An 18,235-nucleotide genomic window follows, 5' to 3' on the forward strand; every position below is an offset into this window, starting at 1 on the left:
CGGCACGGTCCGAAAGAGACGCCCTACCCCGGCCGGCCCCCCAGCCGGGTGACCGCCGCCGACGCCGCCCGGCAGCCGGCGCGGGCGGCCTCCGCCGGGCCGGCGCCCCCGAGCCGCGCCGCGAGGAAGCCGCCCGTGAACGCGTCGCCCGCGCCCGTGGAGTCCACCGCCTCGGCCGGCGCCGCCTCGACCTCCGCGGTGATCCGCCCCCGTTCGGCCACCAGGGCACCGGCCGCGCCCCGGGTCACCACCACCAGCGGCACCCGCAGGCTCAGCGCCGCCGCCGCCCGGCCCACCCCGGCCGGTTCCGGCAGCCCGGCCAGCAGCCGCGCCTCGTCCTCGTTCGGCAGCAGTACGGCGGCCCCCGCCACGGCGTCGAGGAAGCGGCCCGGGCCCAGCGCCGCCAGGAACCCCGCCGAGGCCGGGTCCACGCTCACCGGCACCCCCCGCGCCACGGCCGCCCGCAGCGCCACCAGGGCCAGTTCCCGGCTGCTCCCGGCGAAGAACAGGTAGCCCGACAGGTGCAGGTGGGCCACCCCGTCCAGCAGTTCCGGCGCCCAGTCGGCGGGGGAGAGCCGCAGCGAGGCGCCGCTGTCGGTCAGGAACGTCCGCTCCGCGTCCTTGCCGACCAGCGCGACCACCGTCCCCGTCGGCTCGGCCGGATCGACCACCAGCCGCGGCCGCACCCCGGAGTCCCGCAGCGCCCGCTCGTGCCACGGGGCCGACTCGGCGCCGACCCGCGCGAGGAGGCGTACCTCCGCGGTCCCCGTACGGGCCGCCCAGCAGGCCGCGTTGGCCCCCGCGCCGCCCGGGAGGGTGCGGATGCGGGCGGCCGTGTCCGTGCCCGGGGCCAGCGGCTCCGGGTGGACCGCCACCACGTCGGTCACCACGTCCCCGACGACGAGCAGCGCCCCGCGGCCCGCTCCCGTCCCGCCCGCGCCGCGACCGGCCCCCGGCCCTGTCGTGCCCCCGCCGCCGTCCGCCGGCCGTCCCGTCATGCCCGCGCCGCCCAGGCCCCCGCGATCCGGGCCCCGAGCCGCACGTTGCCCCGTACCGCCGCCAGGTTCGCCTCCAGCGAGGCCCCGCCCGTCGCCTTCACCAGGAAACCGAGGAGGTACGGCGTCACCGCCTGCCCCGTGATCCCCCGCTCGCGGCACTCGGCGAGCGCCTCCGCCAGCACCCGGTGGTGCAGCTCCGGGTCGAGCTGCTCCGCCCGCGCCACCGGATGGGCCACCAGCAGCGCGGACTCCGGGCCGCCGAGGGCGTCCTGCGCGGCCATCACCGCGGCGACTTCCTCCGGCCGGTGCACGGTCCAGTCCACCGGCTCGCCGGAATCGGCCAGGTAGAACCCCGGGAAGCGGTCCGTCCCGTAGCCGAGCACCGACACCCCCAGGGTTTCCAGCCGCTGGAGCGTGCCCGGTACGTCCAGGATCGACTTCACCCCCGCGCACACCACCGTGATCCGCGTCCGGGCCAGCAGCGCGAGGTCCGCCGACTCGTCCTGGGTCCGCGCCCACTCCCGGTGTACGCCGCCCAGCCCGCCGGTGGCGAAGACCCGCAGCCCCGCCCGCGCGGCCAGGAACGCCGTCGCGGACACCGTCGTCGCGCCGGTCGCGCCCGTCGCGAGCGCGGGCGCCAGGTCACGGTGGCCGAGCTTGCGCACGCCCTCGCCCCCCGCGATCCGCTCCAGCTGCGCCTTGTCGAGGCCCGCGTACGCCACCCCGTCCACGACCGCGACCGTCGCCGGAACGGCGCCCTCCGCGCGGACCAGCGCCTCCAGCTCGGCGCCCACCGCCAGGTTGCGGGGACGGGGCAGGCCGTGCGCGATGATCGTCGACTCCAGTGCCACGACGGGCCGCCCCCGGTCGAGGGCCTCGCGCACCTCTGCCGACAGGACCGGGACCTCAGATGCTGTGTGCTGTGACATGTCCCCATCCATGGCACGGGACCCACGCCCCCAAACGCCCTCCCGCCCCTCCCGTCCCCAAGCTGTCCGAGTAGCGCCCCTGCCGCGGCCGGGCTGGACAGGATGACTCGTCAGCCGGGCCGTTCCTGGACGCTGTGGCCACCGCGCGGCGCGGGCGGGCCGGATTAGGCTGGCGCGCCATGAGCACCAGTGACCACCACGCCTCCGCGCCCGCCGCCGACCCCGCTTCCGCCGGTCCCTCCGCCCCCGGGCCCGCCTCCTTCGCCGTCAGCCTGCCGGACGTTCCCGACGCCGAGCTGGAGACCGAGGACCTCGACCCCGGCCAGATCGTCTCGGGCGAGCCGGTGGTCACCGGCAAGGTGCTGTGGGAGTCGCCGGACGGCAAGCAGGTGCGCGGGATCTGGCAGATCACCCCGGGCGTGGTCACCGACACCGAGGCCAATGAGCTGTTCGTGGTGGTCAGCGGCCGCGCCACCATCGAGGTCGAGGGCGGCGGGACCCTGGAGGTCGGGCCGGGCTCCGCGTGCGTGCTCCGGGAGGGCGACCGGACGACCTGGACCGTGCACGAGACGCTGCGCAAGGCCTACCACATCAGCTACTGACGTCCTTCGGGGCCGGGGCCGGGGCGGGGGCCGGGGGCGCCGGTGCGGATCCCGGGGCCGGCTCCTGCTCCGGCGCGGGGTGGCGGCGCGCGGTGAACAGCGCGAGCGCCGCCATCGGCAGCAGCAGCGCGGCACCTACGGCGTTCAGCCAGCCGTAGCCCGCCTGCGCCATGACCAGCCCGGCGGCCGCGCCGCCCAGGCCCGCGGCGGCGTTCATCGTGAGGTCGCCCAGACCCTGCGCGGCGGCCCGCGCCGGCTGCGGCACCGAGTCCGTCAGCAGCGCGGACCCGGCCACCATCCCCGCGGACCAGCCGAGGCCGAGCAGGAACAGGCCGAGGGCGCTCTGGCCGTGATTCGCCCCGGCCGTTCCGGCGAGCAGCGCGGCGACCGACAGCAGTCCGGCCGCCAGCCCGATCACCGCCAGCCGTCCGAGGCGGTCCGCGAGCCACCCCATCACGGGGGAGAAGGCGAACATGCCCGCGATGTGACCGCTGATCACGAGCCCGACGAGCTCCAGCCCGGCGCCGTGATGACCCAGGTCCATCGGGGTCATGATCATGATCGAGACCATGGTGGTGTGGGACACCGTGACGGTGAGGAGGGCGAGCCGCGCCCGCGGCGAGTCCCTGACGGCGGCGAACCCGGCGCGCAGCGAGCGGCCCTCCCGGGTCTGTTCCGCGGGCCCGGCCAGTGCCCGGGCCGTCAGCAGCGGGTCCGGACGCAGGAGTACGCCGATCAGCGTGCCGGTCAGCAGGAAGACGACGGCGGCCCACACGAAGGGCCCCGCCGTCTCGGGTATGGAGGTACCGGCGAAGCTGCGGCTGGCCGGGGCGGACAGGTTCGGCCCGAGCACCGCGCCGACGGTGGACGCCCACACGACGACCGAGATCGCCCGGGCCCGGCGGTCCGGGGCCGCGAGGTCGGCGGCGGCGAACCGGGCCTGGAGGTTGGCCGAGGAGGCGGCGCCGAAGGCGGCCATGCCGAGCAGCAGCAGGGGGAAGTTCCGGACGGTGGCGGCGAGGACGACGAGGGCCGCGCCGGCCGCGCCGATCGCGTACGCGAGGACCAGGCCGGGCCGGCGGCCGCGCGCGGTCATCAGCGCGGCGAGGGGGAGCGAGAGGCAGGCGGTGCCCACCACCGAGGCGGTGGAGGCGAGTCCGGACAGGGCCTCGGTCCCGCTGACCTCGGTGGCGAGGACGGGTGCCAGGGCGATGCTGATCGGCACGCCGAGCCCGCCGAGCACCTGGCCGGCGATCAGCACCCCGGAGGTGCGGCGCCGCAGCCGGACGAGGTCCGCAGGCGCGACGGGCGGAGCCGTCCGGTCGGTACGGGGCGAGGAGGTCACGCAGCGCACCCCGGGCAGGGCTGCGGGGCGGCGGCGCGGGCGGCGGCGGCGGCGGTAGAGGTCACCGCGGCAGTCTCGCACCCCGCTCCCCGCCGCGGAACAGAAGTCAGAACAGGGGCTGCGGCAGGACGCCCTCCAGGGCGAGCAGCAGGCGCTTGGTCTCCACCCCGCCGCCGAAGCCCCCGATGCCCCCGTCGTTCTCCACGACCCGGTGGCAGGCCACCACCAGCGGCAGTGGGTTCGAGCCCATGGCGTTGCCCACCGCCTGGGCGGCGCCGGGCTGGCCGGCCCGGGCAGCCAGTTCCCCGTACCCGACGACCGCCCCGTACGGCACGGAACGGTCCAGCTCCTGGAGCACCTGCCGGTTGAAACCGGAGCTGAGCCGCCAGTCCAGCGGCAGAGCGAACCGCCGCAGGGCGCCGGAGAAGTACGCCCGGAGCTGGCGCACCGGCTCCGCCAGCAGCACTTCCGCGCCCGGCGCCGGACGCCGCGCGTCGCCGCCGAGCCGGGAGACGAGCGGGCCGATCATCGCGTCGACCCGGTCCGGCCCGGCGTGGAACTCGACCCGGACCAGCCCCTCCGGGGTCGCGGCCAGGAGCAGGGGGCCGATGTCGCTGGGGACGACGGTCCATTCGAGGCGCGGCCCGCGGGGCCGCTCGGTGCTGTCCACGGTGCTGTCCACGCGTTCACCGTACGTCGCGCCACCGACAACCCCGGCGACGGCCTCGGGGCCCACCCTGCCCCTGCCACGCCACGCCACGCCCCGGACGGGCCAGCAGGTCAGAAGAGGTCGACCGCGTCCTGGACCACGTCCGGCGCGTTGGTGATGATCCCGTCCACCCCCATGTCCCGGACCTTGCGGGCCGTCGCGGCGTCGTCCACGATCCAGGTGTCCACCTCCATGGTCCGGCCGTGGGCGCCGAGCAGGCCGTGCACCGCCGCGACCCAGTCCGCCGAGATCGTGGTGTGCCACGGGTTGATCCGGTCGGTGAACTTCGCGTACAGCGGCAGGTCCGTCACCGAAGGCGTGCCGAGGAAGGCCGTCACGAGGTCCGGCCGCAGCTCGTGCACCATGCGGACGCTGTCGGCGCTGAAGCTCTGCACCACCAGGCGCTGCGAGACGTGGCCCTCGTCGAGCCAGCCGGCCGCGCCCAGCACCTTCAGGGTGTCCGCCTCGATCCCGGGGTAGAGCTCCGGCTTCTTGATCTCCAGCAGGAGCCGCTGCTGGTTGCGCTGCACCCGGTCGAGGTACTGCCGCAGGGTGGGAACCCGGGCGCCCGCGAACTCGTCGCCGAACCAGCTGCCGGCGTCCAGCCGGGAGATCTCCGCCGCCGTGAAGTCCCTGACCCGCCACGGCCTGCGGTCGGGGAACACCTCCTCGACGTCGGTCGTGCGGGCCAGGGTGTCGTCGTGGATCACCACCAGCTCGCCGTCGCCGGTGCGCTGCACGTCGTTCTCGACCCAGTCGAAGCCCAGGTGCATGGCCAGGTCGACGGCGTCGAGGGTGTTCTCCGGCGCGTACGCCGAGGCCCCCCGGTGGGCGTACACCACGGGGGTCGCGAACACGTCGGCGGCGGCTCGGGGAGCCGCCGGGCGGGACGGGAGGGAGGGGGAGGCTGCGGTGGAGGATGTCCCGCCGAGCACGGTGAGGGTGAAGCCCAGGAAGGCGGCGGCTGCCGCGGCGGCGGGTCGGACGACGTACATGTGCGTTCTCCTCGGGTCGTGAACCCTGCTCCTGGCTCAAACGGGCGCGGAGCGGAAGACGTTGCGGCGGTGCACTTCAGGGAGATCTCTTTCACGGCGATCATGGCGTCGAAGATCACCGGGCCGCCACCGAACTACGACAAACGGACCAGACCCGCGCGCATCAGCGCGGACCCGCACGCGTCAGCGCGGACCGGCTCGCATACCCGCAGACCCGCCGGTATCCGCGCAGACCGGCACACGCCCGCGTGGACCTTCCGGACCCGCCGGACCCGCCGGAGCGCGCGGACCCGCGCCTTTGCGTGAGTGTCAGTGGTGGGTCGTACGGTTGACCCATGCGGCCCGTATCGAAGATCGAACGCACGGTGGCGCCTTTCGAGGTCGTCAGCTCCTACCAGCCCAGCGGTGACCAGCCGGCGGCCATCGCCGAGCTGGAGAAGCGCGTCCGGGCAGGTGAGAAGGACGTCGTCCTGCTGGGCGCGACCGGCACCGGCAAGTCGGCGACCACCGCGTGGATGATCGAGAAGCTCCAGCGCCCCACCCTGGTCATGGCGCCGAACAAGACCCTCGCCGCCCAGCTGGCGAACGAGTTCCGCGAGCTCCTGCCGAACAACGCCGTCGAGTACTTCGTGTCGTACTACGACTACTACCAGCCCGAGGCCTACGTACCGCAGTCGGACACCTACATCGAGAAGGACTCCTCGATCAACGAGGAGGTGGAGCGGCTGCGCCACTCCGCGACCAACTCGCTCCTCACCCGGCGCGACGTCATCGTCGTCGCCTCCGTGTCCTGTATCTACGGCCTTGGCACCCCGCAGGAGTACGTCGACCGGATGGTCTCCCTCAAGGTGGGGGAGGAGTTCGACCGCGACCAGCTGCTGCGCCGCTTCGTCGACATCCAGTACACGCGCAACGACGTGGCCTTCACCCGCGGCACCTTCCGGGTGCGCGGCGACACCATCGAGATCTTCCCGGTCTACGAGGAACTGGCCGTCCGCATCGAGATGTTCGGCGACGAGATCGAGGCCCTGTCCACGCTGCACCCGCTGACGGGCGAGGTCATCAGCGAGGACCGGGAGCTGTACGTCTTCCCCGCCAGCCACTACGTCGCCGGCCCCGAGCGCATGGAGAAGGCGGTCCGCGGCATCGAGGCCGAGCTGACCGAGCGCCTCGCCGAGCTGGAGAAGCAGGGCAAGATGCTGGAGGCCCAGCGGCTGCGCATGCGCACCACCTACGACCTGGAGATGATGCGCCAGATCGGGTCGTGCTCCGGCATCGAGAACTACTCGCTGCACATGGACGACCGCGAGCGCGGCACGGCGCCCAACACCCTCATCGACTACTTCCCCGAGGACTTCCTCCTCGTCATCGACGAGTCGCACGTCACGGTCCCCCAGATCGGCGCGATGTACGAGGGGGACGCCTCGCGCAAGCGGACCCTGGTCGACCACGGGTTCCGGCTGCCCTCCGCGCTCGACAACCGTCCGCTGAAGTGGGAGGAGTTCCAGGAGCGCATCGGCCAGACCGTCTACCTGTCGGCCACCCCCGGCAAGTACGAGCTCTCTCGGGGCGACGGATTCGTCGAGCAGATCATCCGCCCCACCGGCCTCATCGACCCCGAGGTCGTCGTCAAGCCCACGGAGGGCCAGATCGACGACCTGGTGCACGAGATCCGCCTGCGGGTCGAGAAGGACGAGCGCGTCCTGGTGACCACCCTTACCAAGAAGATGGCCGAGGACCTCACCGACTACTTCCTGGAGCTCGGCATCCAGGTCCGCTACCTGCACAGCGACGTGGACACCCTGCGCCGCATCGAGCTGCTGCGCGAGCTGCGGGCCGGCGAGTACGACGTACTGGTCGGCATCAACCTGCTCCGCGAGGGCCTGGACCTGCCCGAGGTCTCCCTCGTGGCGATCCTCGACGCCGACAAGCAGGGCTTCCTGCGCTCGGGCACCTCGCTGATCCAGACCATCGGCCGCGCGGCGCGCAACGTGTCCGGCCAGGTCCACATGTACGCGGACAGCATCACCCCGGCGATGGCGCAGGCGATCGACGAGACCAACCGGCGCCGCGAGAAGCAGGTCGCCTACAACACGGCCCACGGCATCGACCCGCAGCCGCTGCGCAAGAAGATCAACGACATCGTCGCCACCATCGCCCGCGAGGAACTGGACACCGAGGAGCTCCTCGGCACCGGATACCGGCAGGCGAAGGACGCCAAGGGGGCCAAGGCGCCGGTTCCGGCGCTCGGCGGGAAGGCCGGCCGGGCCGCGGCGGGCAAGGGGACGAAGGGTGCGAAGGGGGCCGGGGGAGCCCGGTCCGGCGAGGTGCTCACCGACCGCCCGGCCGCCGAACTGGCCGCGCTCATCGAGCAGATGACCGAGCGGATGCGCGGTGCGGCGGCCGAGCTGCAATTCGAGGTGGCCGCCCGGATCCGCGACGAGGTGGGCGAGCTGAAGAAGGAGCTGAGGCAGATGAAGGAAGCGGGCCTCGCCTGACCCGGACCCTGTCAGTAGGGTTGGTGCACAGCCGCGGGTACACGTTGCGCGCCCGATGTCGGGGCGGGCCATGGAGAGGGGACAGCGAGTGACGGTCAACATGACCAAGGGTCAGGCCATCAATCTGCAGAAGGCGGACGGGGGCACGCTGACCGCGGTCCGCATGGGCCTCGGCTGGCAGGCGGCGAAGCGCCGCGGGCTGTTCGGCTCGCGGACCAGGGAGATCGACCTGGACGCGTCGGCGGTGCTCTTCGCCGACAAGCAGCCGGTGGACGTGGTCTTCTTCCGGCACCTGCAGAGCGACGACGGCTCGGTCCGGCACACCGGTGACAACCTCGTCGGCGGCGTCGGCCAGGGCGGGGACGACGAGTCGATCCTCGTCGACCTGCAGCGCGTGCCGGTGCACATCGACCAGATCGTCTTCACGGTGAACTCCTTCACCGGCCAGACGTTCCAGGAGGTGCAGAACGCGTTCTGCCGCATCGTCGACGAGACCAACGGCCAGGAGATGGCCCGGTACACCCTCGACGGCGGTGGCCAGTACACCGCGCAGATCATGGCGAAGGTGTCCCGCGTGGGCACCGGCTGGCAGATGACGGCCCTCGGGAACCCGGCCAACGGCCGCACCTTCCAGGACCTCATGCCGTCGATCCTGCCGCACCTGTAGCAGTACCGGACAAGAGAAGAAGGCACGGGGGAGGGGCTGCACGATGACGGCCGAACTGGTCCGGGGGCAGAACCACCCCGTGTCCCACAGCCGGGTGGAGATCAGGGTCTCGGCGGGCACACCCGTGCTCGCCCTGGCCTCGCTCGCCGACGACCGGGGCCGGTTCTCCGGCCCGGAGGCACTGACGCACCCGGGAGCCCCGTCGCTCCCCGGTGTCCGCTCACCGGAGGAGCTCGCCGAGCGGCACGCCTTCCCCGTCGACCTCGACGCCGTTCCCGCGGCCGTCCACACGGTCGGCGTGGTGCTGGTGCTGCCGCCCGGCGGCCCGGTGCGCTTCGGCGCGGTCCCGGCCTCCTACGTGGCCGTCGCCGATCCGGAGGGCACCGAGCTCGCCGGTTACACCCTGACCGGGCTGGACGGCGAAACCGCCGTCGTGGCGCTGGAGCTCTACCGGCGCCAGGGTGCCTGGAAGGTCCGCGCGGTCGGTCAGGGGTACGCCGAGGGCCTCGGCGCCCTGCTGGCCGACGGCGGGCTGCCGGCCCCCGAGGCCGCCGCGCTCGCCGCCGCAGCGCTGCGGACGGCCTCGCGCACCGGCGAGAGCGACCCCACCCTCGCCACCATGCCGACCCTGGTCCGCGACCTGGGCTCCCCGCGGGCCCCCGACGAGGCGCCCGCCCCCGCCCCCGAGCCGCCGGACCCGCTTCCCGCCTCGGGGAGCCCGTACGCCGGTACGCCGGGCCCCGCGGCCGGCGGTGACGTCTCCCCGCCGACGCTCGGCCCCGGCACCCTCAGCTACGTTCACCCGCGCCGCCGCCCCAGCAGCACCGAGCCGCCCGAGCCGGCCCCCCGGGCCACCGCGCCGGCCGAGCCCGGCATGCCCCCGCGCCCGGTCGCCGGCGACGCCGACGGCTGGTCCATGGAGGAGCGGCTCTACAACCAGGTCTGGGGCATGTTCGAGGACCTGGCCCGTTCGGTCGCCGCCTATCGCAGCGCCGTCGAGTTCGCCGACTCCCGGATGGACCGCGAGCTCGACGCGGCCCTGTCCGACCCGCGCCACCGCCTCGGCGGCTCCGGCAACGCGGCCCGCGACACCGCGCGGGCCCGCCGCGACGACCTCGTCGCCCAGGCCCGGGCCGTCCTGGACCGGGACCTCGTCCAGCTGGTCGCCGAGTGCGAGGTCGTCGAGCCCGCGCTGCCCGCCGCGTACGCCCGCTGGGACAACCCGGTCTGGCACGGCCACCGCATCCCCGGCGAGAACCCGCTGGCCCTGCGCCTGGGCGACCTGCACCTGCCCGAGCGGCCCGATCTGCGCATCCCGATGCTGGCCCGGGTCCCGCTCGAGCGCGGCCTGTGGATCGACAACGGCCGCACCGGCTCCGAGGCCGCGATGGCCATGGACACCGACCGGCTGCGCCGGGCCGCCATGGACATGGCCGTCGCCTACGCGGCGCGGCTGCTCGCGGTCCACCCCGGCGACCGGTTCTCCGTCCACGTCATCGACGCGGCCGGGGCCGGAGCCGCCTCCCTGGCTCCCCTCGTACGGGCCGGGGTGCTGGCCGCCCCGCCCGCGGCCGGAGCCGCCGGGGTCACGCAGACCCTGGCCGCGCTGACCCGCCGGGTGGACCTCGTACAGATGGCGCTGCGGGCCGGCGCCCCCGAGGACCTGCCCCCGGACGTGGACACCGCCGAGCAGCTGCTGATCGTGCACGATTTCCCGCACGGGTTCGACGACCGGGCCGTCACCCGGTTGCGCTACCTCGCCGATGAGGGGCCGGCGGTCGGCATGCACCTGCTGATGGTCGCGGACCGTGACGAGGCCTCGGCCTACGGGCCGCTGCTGGACCCGCTGTGGCGGTCGCTGATGCGGTTGTCGCCGGTGCCGGACGACCATCTCGCCGACCCCTGGGTGCGGCACGCGTGGACCTTCGAGCCGGACCTGCCGCCGCAGGGCAGCCAGGTCCTTGAGCAGGCACTCAGGCTGATCGCGGAGGCCCGCCGCACCGGTCGCCCCTGAGCGGGGCCGGCCCCGCGGCGGCCGGTCCTAGACCGTCCTGTGACCAGTTCTTGGCAGTCCCTTTACCTTTACCGGCCCGGGCGGGTACCCTGGTGAACGCGGAGGGGAGTATTCCTGCTTTCCTGCTACGGCGTGCCCGTCAATACGGACTGCAATCGGTCCCGGGGCGCCGGCCCACGGCCTCCAGGCCGCCCGGGTGGAAGAGACCTCCGGCAGCGATGACGCTGACGAAGTGCTGAGCCATCCGCCGGAGGCGTATTCACCATGGAAGTTTCCTGGGCCCTGTGGGCATTGACCATCCTCGGTCTGTCCGTTCTCATCGGCGCCGATTTCTTCATCGGCCGCAAACCGCACGACGTATCGATCAAGGAAGCCGGCATCTGGACGGTCGTCTGGATCGTCCTCGCCGTGATCTTCGGCCTCGGCCTGTGGTTCTTCGGCAGCGGCCAGGCCTCCCAGGAGTTCTTCGCGGGCTTCATCACCGAGAAGTCCCTGAGCGTCGACAACCTGTTCGTCTTCGTCCTGATCATGGCGAAGTTCGCGGTCCCCTCCCACCTCCAGCAGCGGGTGCTGCTCATCGGCGTACTGATCGCCCTGGTGCTGCGCGCGATCTTCATCGCCGCGGGCGCCGCGATCATCGCCAGTTTCTCGTGGGTCTTCTACATCTTCGGCGCGTTCCTGATCTACACCGCGTGGAAGCTGATCCAGGAGGCCCGCAAGGACGAGGACGACGAGGAGTTCGAGGAGAACCGCCTCCTGAAGTCCGTCGAGAAGAAGTTCGGCGTCGCCGACCGGTACCACGGCACGAAGCTCTTCATCGAGAGCAACGGCAAGCGCATCCTGACCCCGCTGATGGTCGTCATGCTCGCCATCGGCACCACCGACGTGCTGTTCGCCCTGGACTCGATCCCCGCGATCTTCGGCCTCACCCAGGACCCCTACATCGTCTTCACCGCCAACGCCTTCGCCCTCATGGGCCTGCGCCAGCTGTACTTCCTCATCGGCGGACTGCTGAAGAAGCTGGTCCACCTCAGCTACGGCCTGTCGATCATCCTCGGGTTCATCGGCGTCAAGCTGGTGCTGCACGCCCTCCACGAGTCCGGCGTGCACGTACCGGTGATCTCCATCCCGGTCTCGCTGGGCGTGATCTGCGGTGTCCTCGTCATCACCACGATCACCAGTCTGATCGCCTCCAAGAAGCAGGCGGCGGCCGAGGCCGCCGCCCACGAGGAGGACACGAGCGTCGACGCGTAACAGCGGCGCACGGAGTTCGGCGGCCGCCTTCCGCAGGCTTATGCGGGGGCGGCCGCTTCGGCTTTCCCCGCTCGTGTCCGTACGACCAGCGGGTTCGTCTCCGGCAGGAGCGCGAAGCAGACCAGGCTGACCAGGGCCACCCCGGTCAGGTAGACCGCGACCGCCCAGGGCGGGCCGGAGCCGTTCGCGAGCGCCGTCGCCACTATCGGGGTCAGGGCGCCGCCCAGCACACCGCCGAGGTTGTAGCCGACGGCCGCCCCGGTGCAGCGGATGTGCGGCGCGTACAGCTCGGGGAGGTAGGCGCCCGCCACCGAGAACATCGTCACCATGCCGAGCAGGGCCACGGCGAAGCCCACCGTCATCAGCAGCGGGTCGGCCGTACGCAGCAGGGCCACCAGCGGGAACATCCACAGCAGGCAGGCCGTGCAGCCGATCAGGCACAGCGGCCTGCGGCCGTAGCGGTCGCCGAGCATGCCCAGCAGCGGCGTCGCGAGCCCCTTCACCGCCACGGCGGCCATGATGCAGGCCAGCATCGCCGTACGGCCCACGTCGAGGTGCTCGGTGGCGTACGCGAGGGACCAGGTGGTCACCGCGTAGAAGACGGCGTACGCCACGGCGAGCGCGCCACCGGTCAGCAGGAGCAGCCGCCAGTGCCCGCGCACCACCTCGGCGAGCGGAGCCTGCGCCCGGCCGCCCGTCGCGGCCAGCGCGAGGAACTCGGGGGTCTCCTCCACGGAGCGGCGCAGCCACAGCCCGGCCAGGGCCAGTACGCCGGCGGCCCAGAACGGCACCCGCCAGCCCCAGGACGTGAACTGGGCGTCGGTCAGGGTGGCCGACAGGGCCAGGATGATGCCGTTGGCCAGCAGGAAGCCGACCGAGGGCCCGATCTGGGGGAAGCTCGACCACAGGCCGCGCCGCCGCTCGGGGGCGTGCTCGGCGGTCAGCAGCACCGCGCCGCCCCACTCGCCGCCGAGCCCGAGCCCCTGGAGGAAGCGCAGCAGGAGCAGCAGCAGGGGCGCGGCGATCCCGATCGAGCCGTACGCCGGCACGCAGCCGACGGCGACCGTGGCCGCGCCGGTGAGCAGCAGGGAGCCGAGGAGCACCGGGCGCCTGCCGTAGCGGTCGCCGATGTGGCCGAAGACCGCGGAGCCCAGCGGGCGGGCGAGGAAACCGACGCCGAAGGTGCCGAAGGCGGCGAGGGTCCCGGCGAGGGGGGAGAAGGACGGGAAGAACAGCGGGCCCAGGACGAGGGCGGCGGCCGTCCCGTAGATGAAGAAGTCGTAGAACTCGATGGCGGTTCCGGCCAGCGAGGCCGTGGCGAGCCGCAGCATGCCGGGCCGGTGCCCGGCGCGTCTGCCGCGTCCGGTGCCGGGTGGCGGTGGAGCCGCGGGGGCCGCCGGGGCCTTGGTGAGCCGCGCGGCGGATGAGGGGGGCGAGGGCGGGGAAGGGTCCTGTTGCATGGTGCAGCAGATACCCCCTCCCCGTCCCTCAGGAGGTGCTTTCGGTCATGAGCGACCGGAAGGAGTCCATCGCGTCCCGAAGTTGACGGATTCCGGCCTACCAGCCGCGCTCGCGCCACTCGGCGAGGTGCGGACGCTCGGCGCCGAGCGTGGTGTCGTTGCCGTGCCCCGGGTAGACCCAGGCCTCGTCCGGCAGCTGCTCGAAGAGCTTGTGCTGGACGTCGTCGATGAGGCGCACGAAGGCCTCCGCGTCGCCCGAGGTGTTGCCGACGCCGCCCGGGAAGAGGCAGTCGCCGGTGAACACGTGGGGGTGCCCGTGCGGGTCGTCGTAGATCAGCGCGATCGAGCCGGGGGTGTGGCCGACCAGGTGCCGCGCCGTGAGCGAGACCCGGCCGACGCGCACGGTGTCCCCGTCCGCGACGCGCACGTCGGTCGCCACCGGGATGCCCTCGGCGTCGTCCTCGCCCGCGTACGTCCGCGCACCGGTCGCCGCGACGACCGCCTGGAGCGCGCCCCAGTGGTCGTCGTGGCGGTGGGTGGTGACGACGGACGCGATGCCGTCGTCGCCGATCAGGCTCAGCAGCGTGTCCGCCTCGGCCGCCGCGTCGATCAGGAGCTGCTCACCGGTGGCCCGGCAGCGCAGCAGATAGGCGTTGTTGTTCATCCCGCCCACCGCAACCTTGGAAATCATCAGGTCCGCGAGTTCGTGCACGTCGGCCGGACCGCCGACCTTGACCGCTCCGCTGTACGTCATGACGGCAATCCTAGAGCGGGGGGAGCGCGGGCAGGGGGCCGCCCGCCGCGGTGAGGGACGCGCCCTTGTCGCCGCGCCCGGCCAGCCAGGCCAGGAGGGCGGCGGCGCTGCCGGTCACGGTGACCGCCGGATCGCCCGCGGAGCCGGTGCGCCAGGTGCGCCCGTCGGCCGCCGCCAGCGCCGTCGGGGGCACCTCGGGGCGTCCGGACCAGCGGTCGGCGAGGAAGGCGATCTCGCGGCCGGTGAACTCGTCCGGCAGGTCGGCGAGCTCGTAGCCGATATCCAGGTCGACGTGGTGCAGCTCGACCTCGACGAGGCGGCGGAAGGGCACGTTGGCGGCGAGGTCGGTCACGCCGTTGCGCAGCTCGACCGTGCGGGACCAGTCCTGGGCGGGCTCGGTGGTGGCGAGGAAGGCGGCCCCGGAATCACGGAGGTCCGGCAGTTGTTCTTCCAGGGGCCGACCGGAGTCGCGCTCGATGTCCGCGTCGCGGGCGGAGGCGCTCTCGTACATCGGACGTCCCTCGAAGACGTTCACGAGGGCGTCGGCGTTTCGCGCGAGATGGGCCAGGACGTGACCGCGGGTCCAGCCGGGGAGGTGTGACTCCCCGGCCAGGGCGGCGTTGTCCAGCTTGGCGACGGCGGCCAGCAGCCGGTCCGTCGCCTCACGTACAGATCGCAGGTCGTGCACATGATCAGTCATGACGGCGAGCCTAGTGGCCGCAGGCCCGCGGCCACACGATCGGGTGAAGCGGTCTCCGGAGTGCCGTAAATCGAATGTGCGTGCTATACGCTCGGAAGTCCAGCTCCACTCCACCGCAGAGGCGCCCCCCATACCCTGGGACGGGGGCCCGTCCCCGCTCTCTCAAGAAAGGTGCGGACCGGCGTGACCGACCGTCTCATCGTTCGTGGCGCTCGCGAGCACAACCTCAAGAATGTCTCGCTCGACCTGCCCCGCGACTCACTCATCGTCTTCACCGGACTCTCCGGGTCGGGCAAGTCCTCCCTGGCCTTCGACACGATCTTCGCCGAGGGCCAGCGCCGCTACGTCGAGTCGCTCTCGTCGTACGCCCGCCAGTTCCTCGGGCAGATGGACAAGCCCGACGTCGACTTCATCGAGGGTCTCTCCCCGGCCGTCTCGATCGACCAGAAGTCGACCTCGCGCAACCCCCGCTCCACCGTGGGCACCATCACGGAGGTCTACGACTACCTCCGTCTCCTCTTCGCCCGCATCGGAAAGCCGCACTGTCCCGAGTGCCGACGGCCGATCTCGCGCCAGTCGCCGCAGGCGATCGTCGACAAGGTGCTCGCGCTTCCCGAGGGCAGCCGCTTCCAGGTGCTCTCGCCCCTGGTGCGCGAGCGCAAGGGCGAGTTCGTCGACCTCTTCGCCGACCTCCAGACCAAGGGCTACAGCCGGGCGCGGGTGGACGGGGAGACCATCCAGCTCTCCGAGCCGCCCGTGCTGAAGAAGCAGGAGAAGCACACCATCGAGGTGGTCATCGACCGCCTCACCGTCAAAGACAGCGCCAAGCGCCGGCTGACCGACTCGGTGGAGACCGCCCTCGGCCTCTCCGGCGGCATGGTCATCCTGGACTTCGTCGACCTCGCCGAGGACGACCCGGAGCGTGAGCGGATGTACTCCGAGCACCTCTACTGTCCGTACGACGACCTGTCCTTCGAGGAGCTGGAGCCCCGCTCCTTCTCCTTCAACTCGCCCTTCGGCGCCTGCCCCGAGTGCACCGGCATCGGTACGCGCATGGAGGTGGACCCGGAGCTGATCGTCCCCGACGAGGACAAGTCCCTCGACGAGGGCGCGGTCTCGCCGTGGTCGCTCGGCCACACCAAGGACTACTTCCAGCGGCTGGTCGGCGCGCTCGCCGCGGAGCTGGGCTTCCGTACGGACATCGCGTGGGCCGGACTGCCGCTGCGGGCGAAGAAGGCCCTGATGTACGGGCACAAGACGCAGATCGAGGTCCGCTACCGCAACCGGTACGGCCGGGAGCGGGCGTACACGACGGCCTTCGAGGGCGCGGTGCCGTTCGTCAAGCGGCGGCACTCGGAGTCGGAGAGCGACGCGAGCCGCGAGCGCTTCGAGGGCTACATGCGCGAGGTGCCCTGCCCGACCTGTGAGGGCACCCGCCTGAAGCCGATCGTCCTGGCGGTCACGGTCATGGAGAAGTCCATCGCCGAGGTCGCGGCCATGTCGATCAGCGAGTGCGCGGACTTCCTCGGCCGGATGAAGCTCGACGCCCGCGACAAGAAGATCGCCGAGCGGGTTCTGAAGGAGGTCAACGAGCGGCTCCGCTTCCTCGTGGACGTCGGTCTCGACTACCTGTCGCTCAACCGCGCCGCCGGCACCCTCTCGGGCGGTGAGGCCCAGCGCATCCGGCTCGCCACCCAGATCGGCTCCGGCCTGGTCGGCGTGCTGTACGTGCTGGACGAACCCTCCATCGGCCTGCACCAGCGGGACAACCACCGGCTGATCGAAACGCTGGTGCGGCTGCGCGACATGGGCAACACGCTCATCGTCGTCGAGCACGACGAGGACACCATCAAGGTCGCCGACTGGGTCGTCGACATCGGCCCGGGCGCGGGCGAGCACGGCGGCAAGGTGGTGCACAGCGGTTCGCTGAAGGACCTGCTGAAGAACCCCGAGTCGATCACCGGGCAGTACCTGTCCGGGAAGCGGGCCATCCCGCTGCCGGACGTGCGCCGGCCCGTGAACGGGGAGCGCAGGCTGACCGTCCACGGTGCCAAGGAGAACAACCTGCGGGACATCGACGTGTCCTTCCCGCTGGGCGTGCTCACCGCGGTCACCGGCGTCTCCGGATCGGGAAAGTCGACGCTGGTCAACGACATCCTCTACACGCACCTGGCCCGCGAGCTGAACGGCGCCCGGTCGGTGCCCGGCCGCCACACGCGGGTGGAGGGCGACGACCTCGTGGACAAGGTCGTCCACGTCGACCAGTCGCCGATCGGCCGGACCCCGCGGTCCAACCCGGCGACGTACACCGGTGTCTTCGACCACGTGCGCAGGCTGTTCGCCGAGACGATGGAGGCGAAGGTGCGCGGCTACCTGCCGGGCCGCTTCTCCTTCAACGTCAAGGGCGGCCGCTGTGAGAACTGCTCCGGCGACGGCACGATCAAGATCGAGATGAACTTCCTCCCGGACGTCTACGTCCCGTGCGAGGTCTGCCACGGCGACCGGTACAACCGGGAGACGCTGGAGGTCCACTACAAGGGCAAGTCCATCGCGGAAGTCCTCAACATGCCGATCGAGGAGGCGCTGGGCTTCTTCGAGGCGGTGCCGACGATCGCGCGCCACCTGAAGACGCTGAACGAGGTGGGGCTCGGGTACGTCCGGCTCGGCCAGTCCGCGCCGACGCTGTCGGGCGGCGAGGCGCAGCGCGTCAAGCTGGCCTCGGAGCTGCAGAAGCGGTCGACGGGCCGGACGGTGTACGTGCTCGACGAGCCGACGACGGGCCTGCACTTCGAGGACATCTCGAAGCTGATCAAGGTGCTGTCGGGGCTGGTGGACAAGGGGAACTCGGTGATCGTCATCGAGCACAACCTCGACGTCATCAAGACCGCCGACTGGGTCATCGACATGGGCCCGGAGGGTGGTTACGGCGGCGGCCTGGTCGTGGCCGAGGGCACCCCGGAGCAGGTCGCCTCGGTGGGCGCGAGCCACACGGGCAAGTTCCTGCGGGACATCCTGGGGGCGGACCGGGTCTCCGACGCCGGGGCGCTCCCGGCCAGGCCGGCGGCGAAGAAGCCCCCGGCCAAGAAGGCTCCCGCCAAGAAGTCGGCGGCCCCGGCGAAGAAGGCGGCCGCCAAGAAGGCCGCGGTGCCGGCGAAGAAGACGGCGACGCGGGCGCGCAAGGCGTAGTCGAGCCGCCGCGCCGGGCTTGAGCGGGCCTGCGCCCGGACGGAGGGGCCCGGCCTGATGGGCCGGGCCCCTCCGCCGTCGGGGCCCGGCCCAGGGGGCGTGGGGCTGCCGGGCGGGTGTCCTC

14 protein-coding genes are annotated in these 18,235 nt (G+C 72.6%); 6 read left to right on the forward strand and 8 right to left on the reverse strand.

What is annotated here, in order from left to right:
• Positions 1-23: 23 nt before the first annotated feature.
• Both OTB16_RS22415 and OTB16_RS22420 read right to left on the reverse strand, forming a co-directional pair.
• Positions 24-998 (reverse strand): carbohydrate kinase family protein, encoded by a 975-nt coding sequence (locus tag OTB16_RS22415; RefSeq protein WP_267722292.1) that lies wholly within the window; start codon positions 996-998, stop codon positions 24-26.
• On the reverse strand, positions 995-1,927 hold the full coding sequence (locus tag OTB16_RS22420) for a pseudouridine-5'-phosphate glycosidase (protein ID WP_267722293.1): 933 nt from the start codon (positions 1,925-1,927) through the stop codon (positions 995-997). Before OTB16_RS22420 ends, OTB16_RS22415 begins: the two co-directional genes overlap by 4 nt.
• 179 nt (positions 1,928-2,106) lie before the next feature.
• On the opposite strand from OTB16_RS22420, the gene OTB16_RS22425 reads away from it, so the two are divergent.
• Entirely contained in the window at positions 2,107-2,529 is a 423-nt protein-coding gene (locus tag OTB16_RS22425) for a cupin domain-containing protein (RefSeq protein WP_267722295.1), read from the forward strand.
• Here the strand turns inward: OTB16_RS22425 and OTB16_RS22430 are convergent.
• From OTB16_RS22430 to OTB16_RS22440, 3 genes are all read right to left on the reverse strand, one after another.
• The gene (locus tag OTB16_RS22430; protein WP_267722494.1) at positions 2,519-3,874 is read right to left on the reverse strand and encodes an MFS transporter; all 1,356 of its coding nucleotides are present in this window, start codon (positions 3,872-3,874) and stop codon (positions 2,519-2,521) included. The genes OTB16_RS22425 and OTB16_RS22430 overlap by 11 nt on opposite strands.
• 106 nt (positions 3,875-3,980) lie before the next feature.
• Positions 3,981-4,544: a methylated-DNA--[protein]-cysteine S-methyltransferase gene (locus tag OTB16_RS22435; protein ID WP_267722496.1), complete on the reverse strand. Its 564-nt coding sequence runs from the start codon at positions 4,542-4,544 to the stop codon at positions 3,981-3,983.
• Between the two features lie 110 nt (positions 4,545-4,654).
• On the reverse strand, positions 4,655-5,578 hold the full coding sequence (locus tag OTB16_RS22440; RefSeq protein ID WP_267722296.1) for a glycerophosphodiester phosphodiesterase: 924 nt from the start codon (positions 5,576-5,578) through the stop codon (positions 4,655-4,657).
• 335 nt (positions 5,579-5,913) lie between these two features.
• On the opposite strand from OTB16_RS22440, the gene uvrB reads away from it, so the two are divergent.
• The 4 genes from uvrB (at position 5,914) to OTB16_RS22460 (ending at position 12,011) form a co-directional block, all read left to right on the forward strand.
• On the forward strand, positions 5,914-8,076 hold the full coding sequence (gene uvrB / locus OTB16_RS22445) for an excinuclease ABC subunit UvrB (protein WP_267722298.1): 2,163 nt from the start codon (positions 5,914-5,916) through the stop codon (positions 8,074-8,076).
• An 88-nt stretch (positions 8,077-8,164) separates the two neighbouring features.
• Complete coding sequence (locus OTB16_RS22450; protein ID WP_267722299.1) at positions 8,165-8,743, forward strand: TerD family protein; 579 nt, start codon at positions 8,165-8,167, stop codon at positions 8,741-8,743.
• Positions 8,744-8,786: 43 nt separating this feature from the next.
• Complete coding sequence (locus tag OTB16_RS22455; RefSeq protein WP_267722300.1) at positions 8,787-10,757, forward strand: TerD family protein; 1,971 nt, start codon at positions 8,787-8,789, stop codon at positions 10,755-10,757.
• Between the two features lie 264 nt (positions 10,758-11,021).
• Entirely contained in the window at positions 11,022-12,011 is a 990-nt protein-coding gene (locus OTB16_RS22460) for a TerC/Alx family metal homeostasis membrane protein (protein ID WP_267722301.1), read from the forward strand.
• A gap of 38 nt (positions 12,012-12,049) precedes the next feature.
• Here OTB16_RS22460 and OTB16_RS22465 read toward each other — a convergent pair whose 3' ends face one another.
• The 3 genes from OTB16_RS22465 to OTB16_RS22475 all read right to left on the reverse strand — a co-directional run bounded on the left by OTB16_RS22465 (position 12,050) and on the right by OTB16_RS22475 (position 14,925).
• Positions 12,050-13,342, reverse strand: coding sequence for an MFS transporter (locus OTB16_RS22465; RefSeq protein WP_267722302.1), 1,293 nt, complete (start codon positions 13,340-13,342; stop codon positions 12,050-12,052).
• Positions 13,343-13,568: 226 nt separating this feature from the next.
• Positions 13,569-14,225: an MBL fold metallo-hydrolase gene (locus tag OTB16_RS22470; protein WP_267722303.1), complete on the reverse strand. Its 657-nt coding sequence runs from the start codon at positions 14,223-14,225 to the stop codon at positions 13,569-13,571.
• Positions 14,226-14,235: 10 nt separating this feature from the next.
• Positions 14,236-14,925, reverse strand: a complete 690-nt coding sequence (locus OTB16_RS22475; protein ID WP_267722304.1) for a maleylpyruvate isomerase family mycothiol-dependent enzyme — start codon at positions 14,923-14,925, stop codon at positions 14,236-14,238.
• 183 nt (positions 14,926-15,108) lie between these two features.
• Here OTB16_RS22475 and uvrA point away from each other — a divergent pair, with 183 nt between their 5' ends.
• Positions 15,109-18,111, forward strand: coding sequence for an excinuclease ABC subunit UvrA (uvrA, locus tag OTB16_RS22480; protein ID WP_267722305.1), 3,003 nt, complete (start codon positions 15,109-15,111; stop codon positions 18,109-18,111).
• Positions 18,112-18,235: the final 124 nt, after the last annotated feature.

Source organism: Streptomyces antarcticus, from assembly GCF_026627255.1.
Taxonomy (GTDB): Bacteria; Actinomycetota; Actinomycetes; order Streptomycetales; family Streptomycetaceae; genus Streptomyces; species Streptomyces antarcticus.

Bases quoted from the DNA above. Each gene is read 5' to 3' on its own strand.
- OTB16_RS22455 (WP_267722300.1), top strand. From the start codon at position 8,787: ATGACGGCCGAACTGGTCCGGGGGCAGAACCACCCCGTGTCCCACAGC.
- OTB16_RS22460 (WP_267722301.1), top strand. From the start codon at position 11,022: ATGGAAGTTTCCTGGGCCCTGTGGGCATTGACCATCCTCGGTCTGTCC.
- OTB16_RS22465 (WP_267722302.1), bottom strand. From the start codon at position 13,342: ATGCTGCGGCTCGCCACGGCCTCGCTGGCCGGAACCGCCATCGAGTTC.
- OTB16_RS22420 (WP_267722293.1), bottom strand. From the start codon at position 1,927: ATGTCACAGCACACAGCATCTGAGGTCCCGGTCCTGTCGGCAGAGGTG.
- OTB16_RS22440 (WP_267722296.1), bottom strand. From the start codon at position 5,578: ATGTACGTCGTCCGACCCGCCGCCGCGGCAGCCGCCGCCTTCCTGGGC.
- OTB16_RS22425 (WP_267722295.1), top strand. From the start codon at position 2,107: ATGAGCACCAGTGACCACCACGCCTCCGCGCCCGCCGCCGACCCCGCT.
- uvrB (WP_267722298.1), top strand. From the start codon at position 5,914: ATGCGGCCCGTATCGAAGATCGAACGCACGGTGGCGCCTTTCGAGGTC.
- OTB16_RS22475 (WP_267722304.1), bottom strand. From the start codon at position 14,925: ATGACTGATCATGTGCACGACCTGCGATCTGTACGTGAGGCGACGGAC.
- OTB16_RS22470 (WP_267722303.1), bottom strand. From the start codon at position 14,225: ATGACGTACAGCGGAGCGGTCAAGGTCGGCGGTCCGGCCGACGTGCAC.
- OTB16_RS22415 (WP_267722292.1), bottom strand. From the start codon at position 998: ATGACGGGACGGCCGGCGGACGGCGGCGGGGGCACGACAGGGCCGGGG.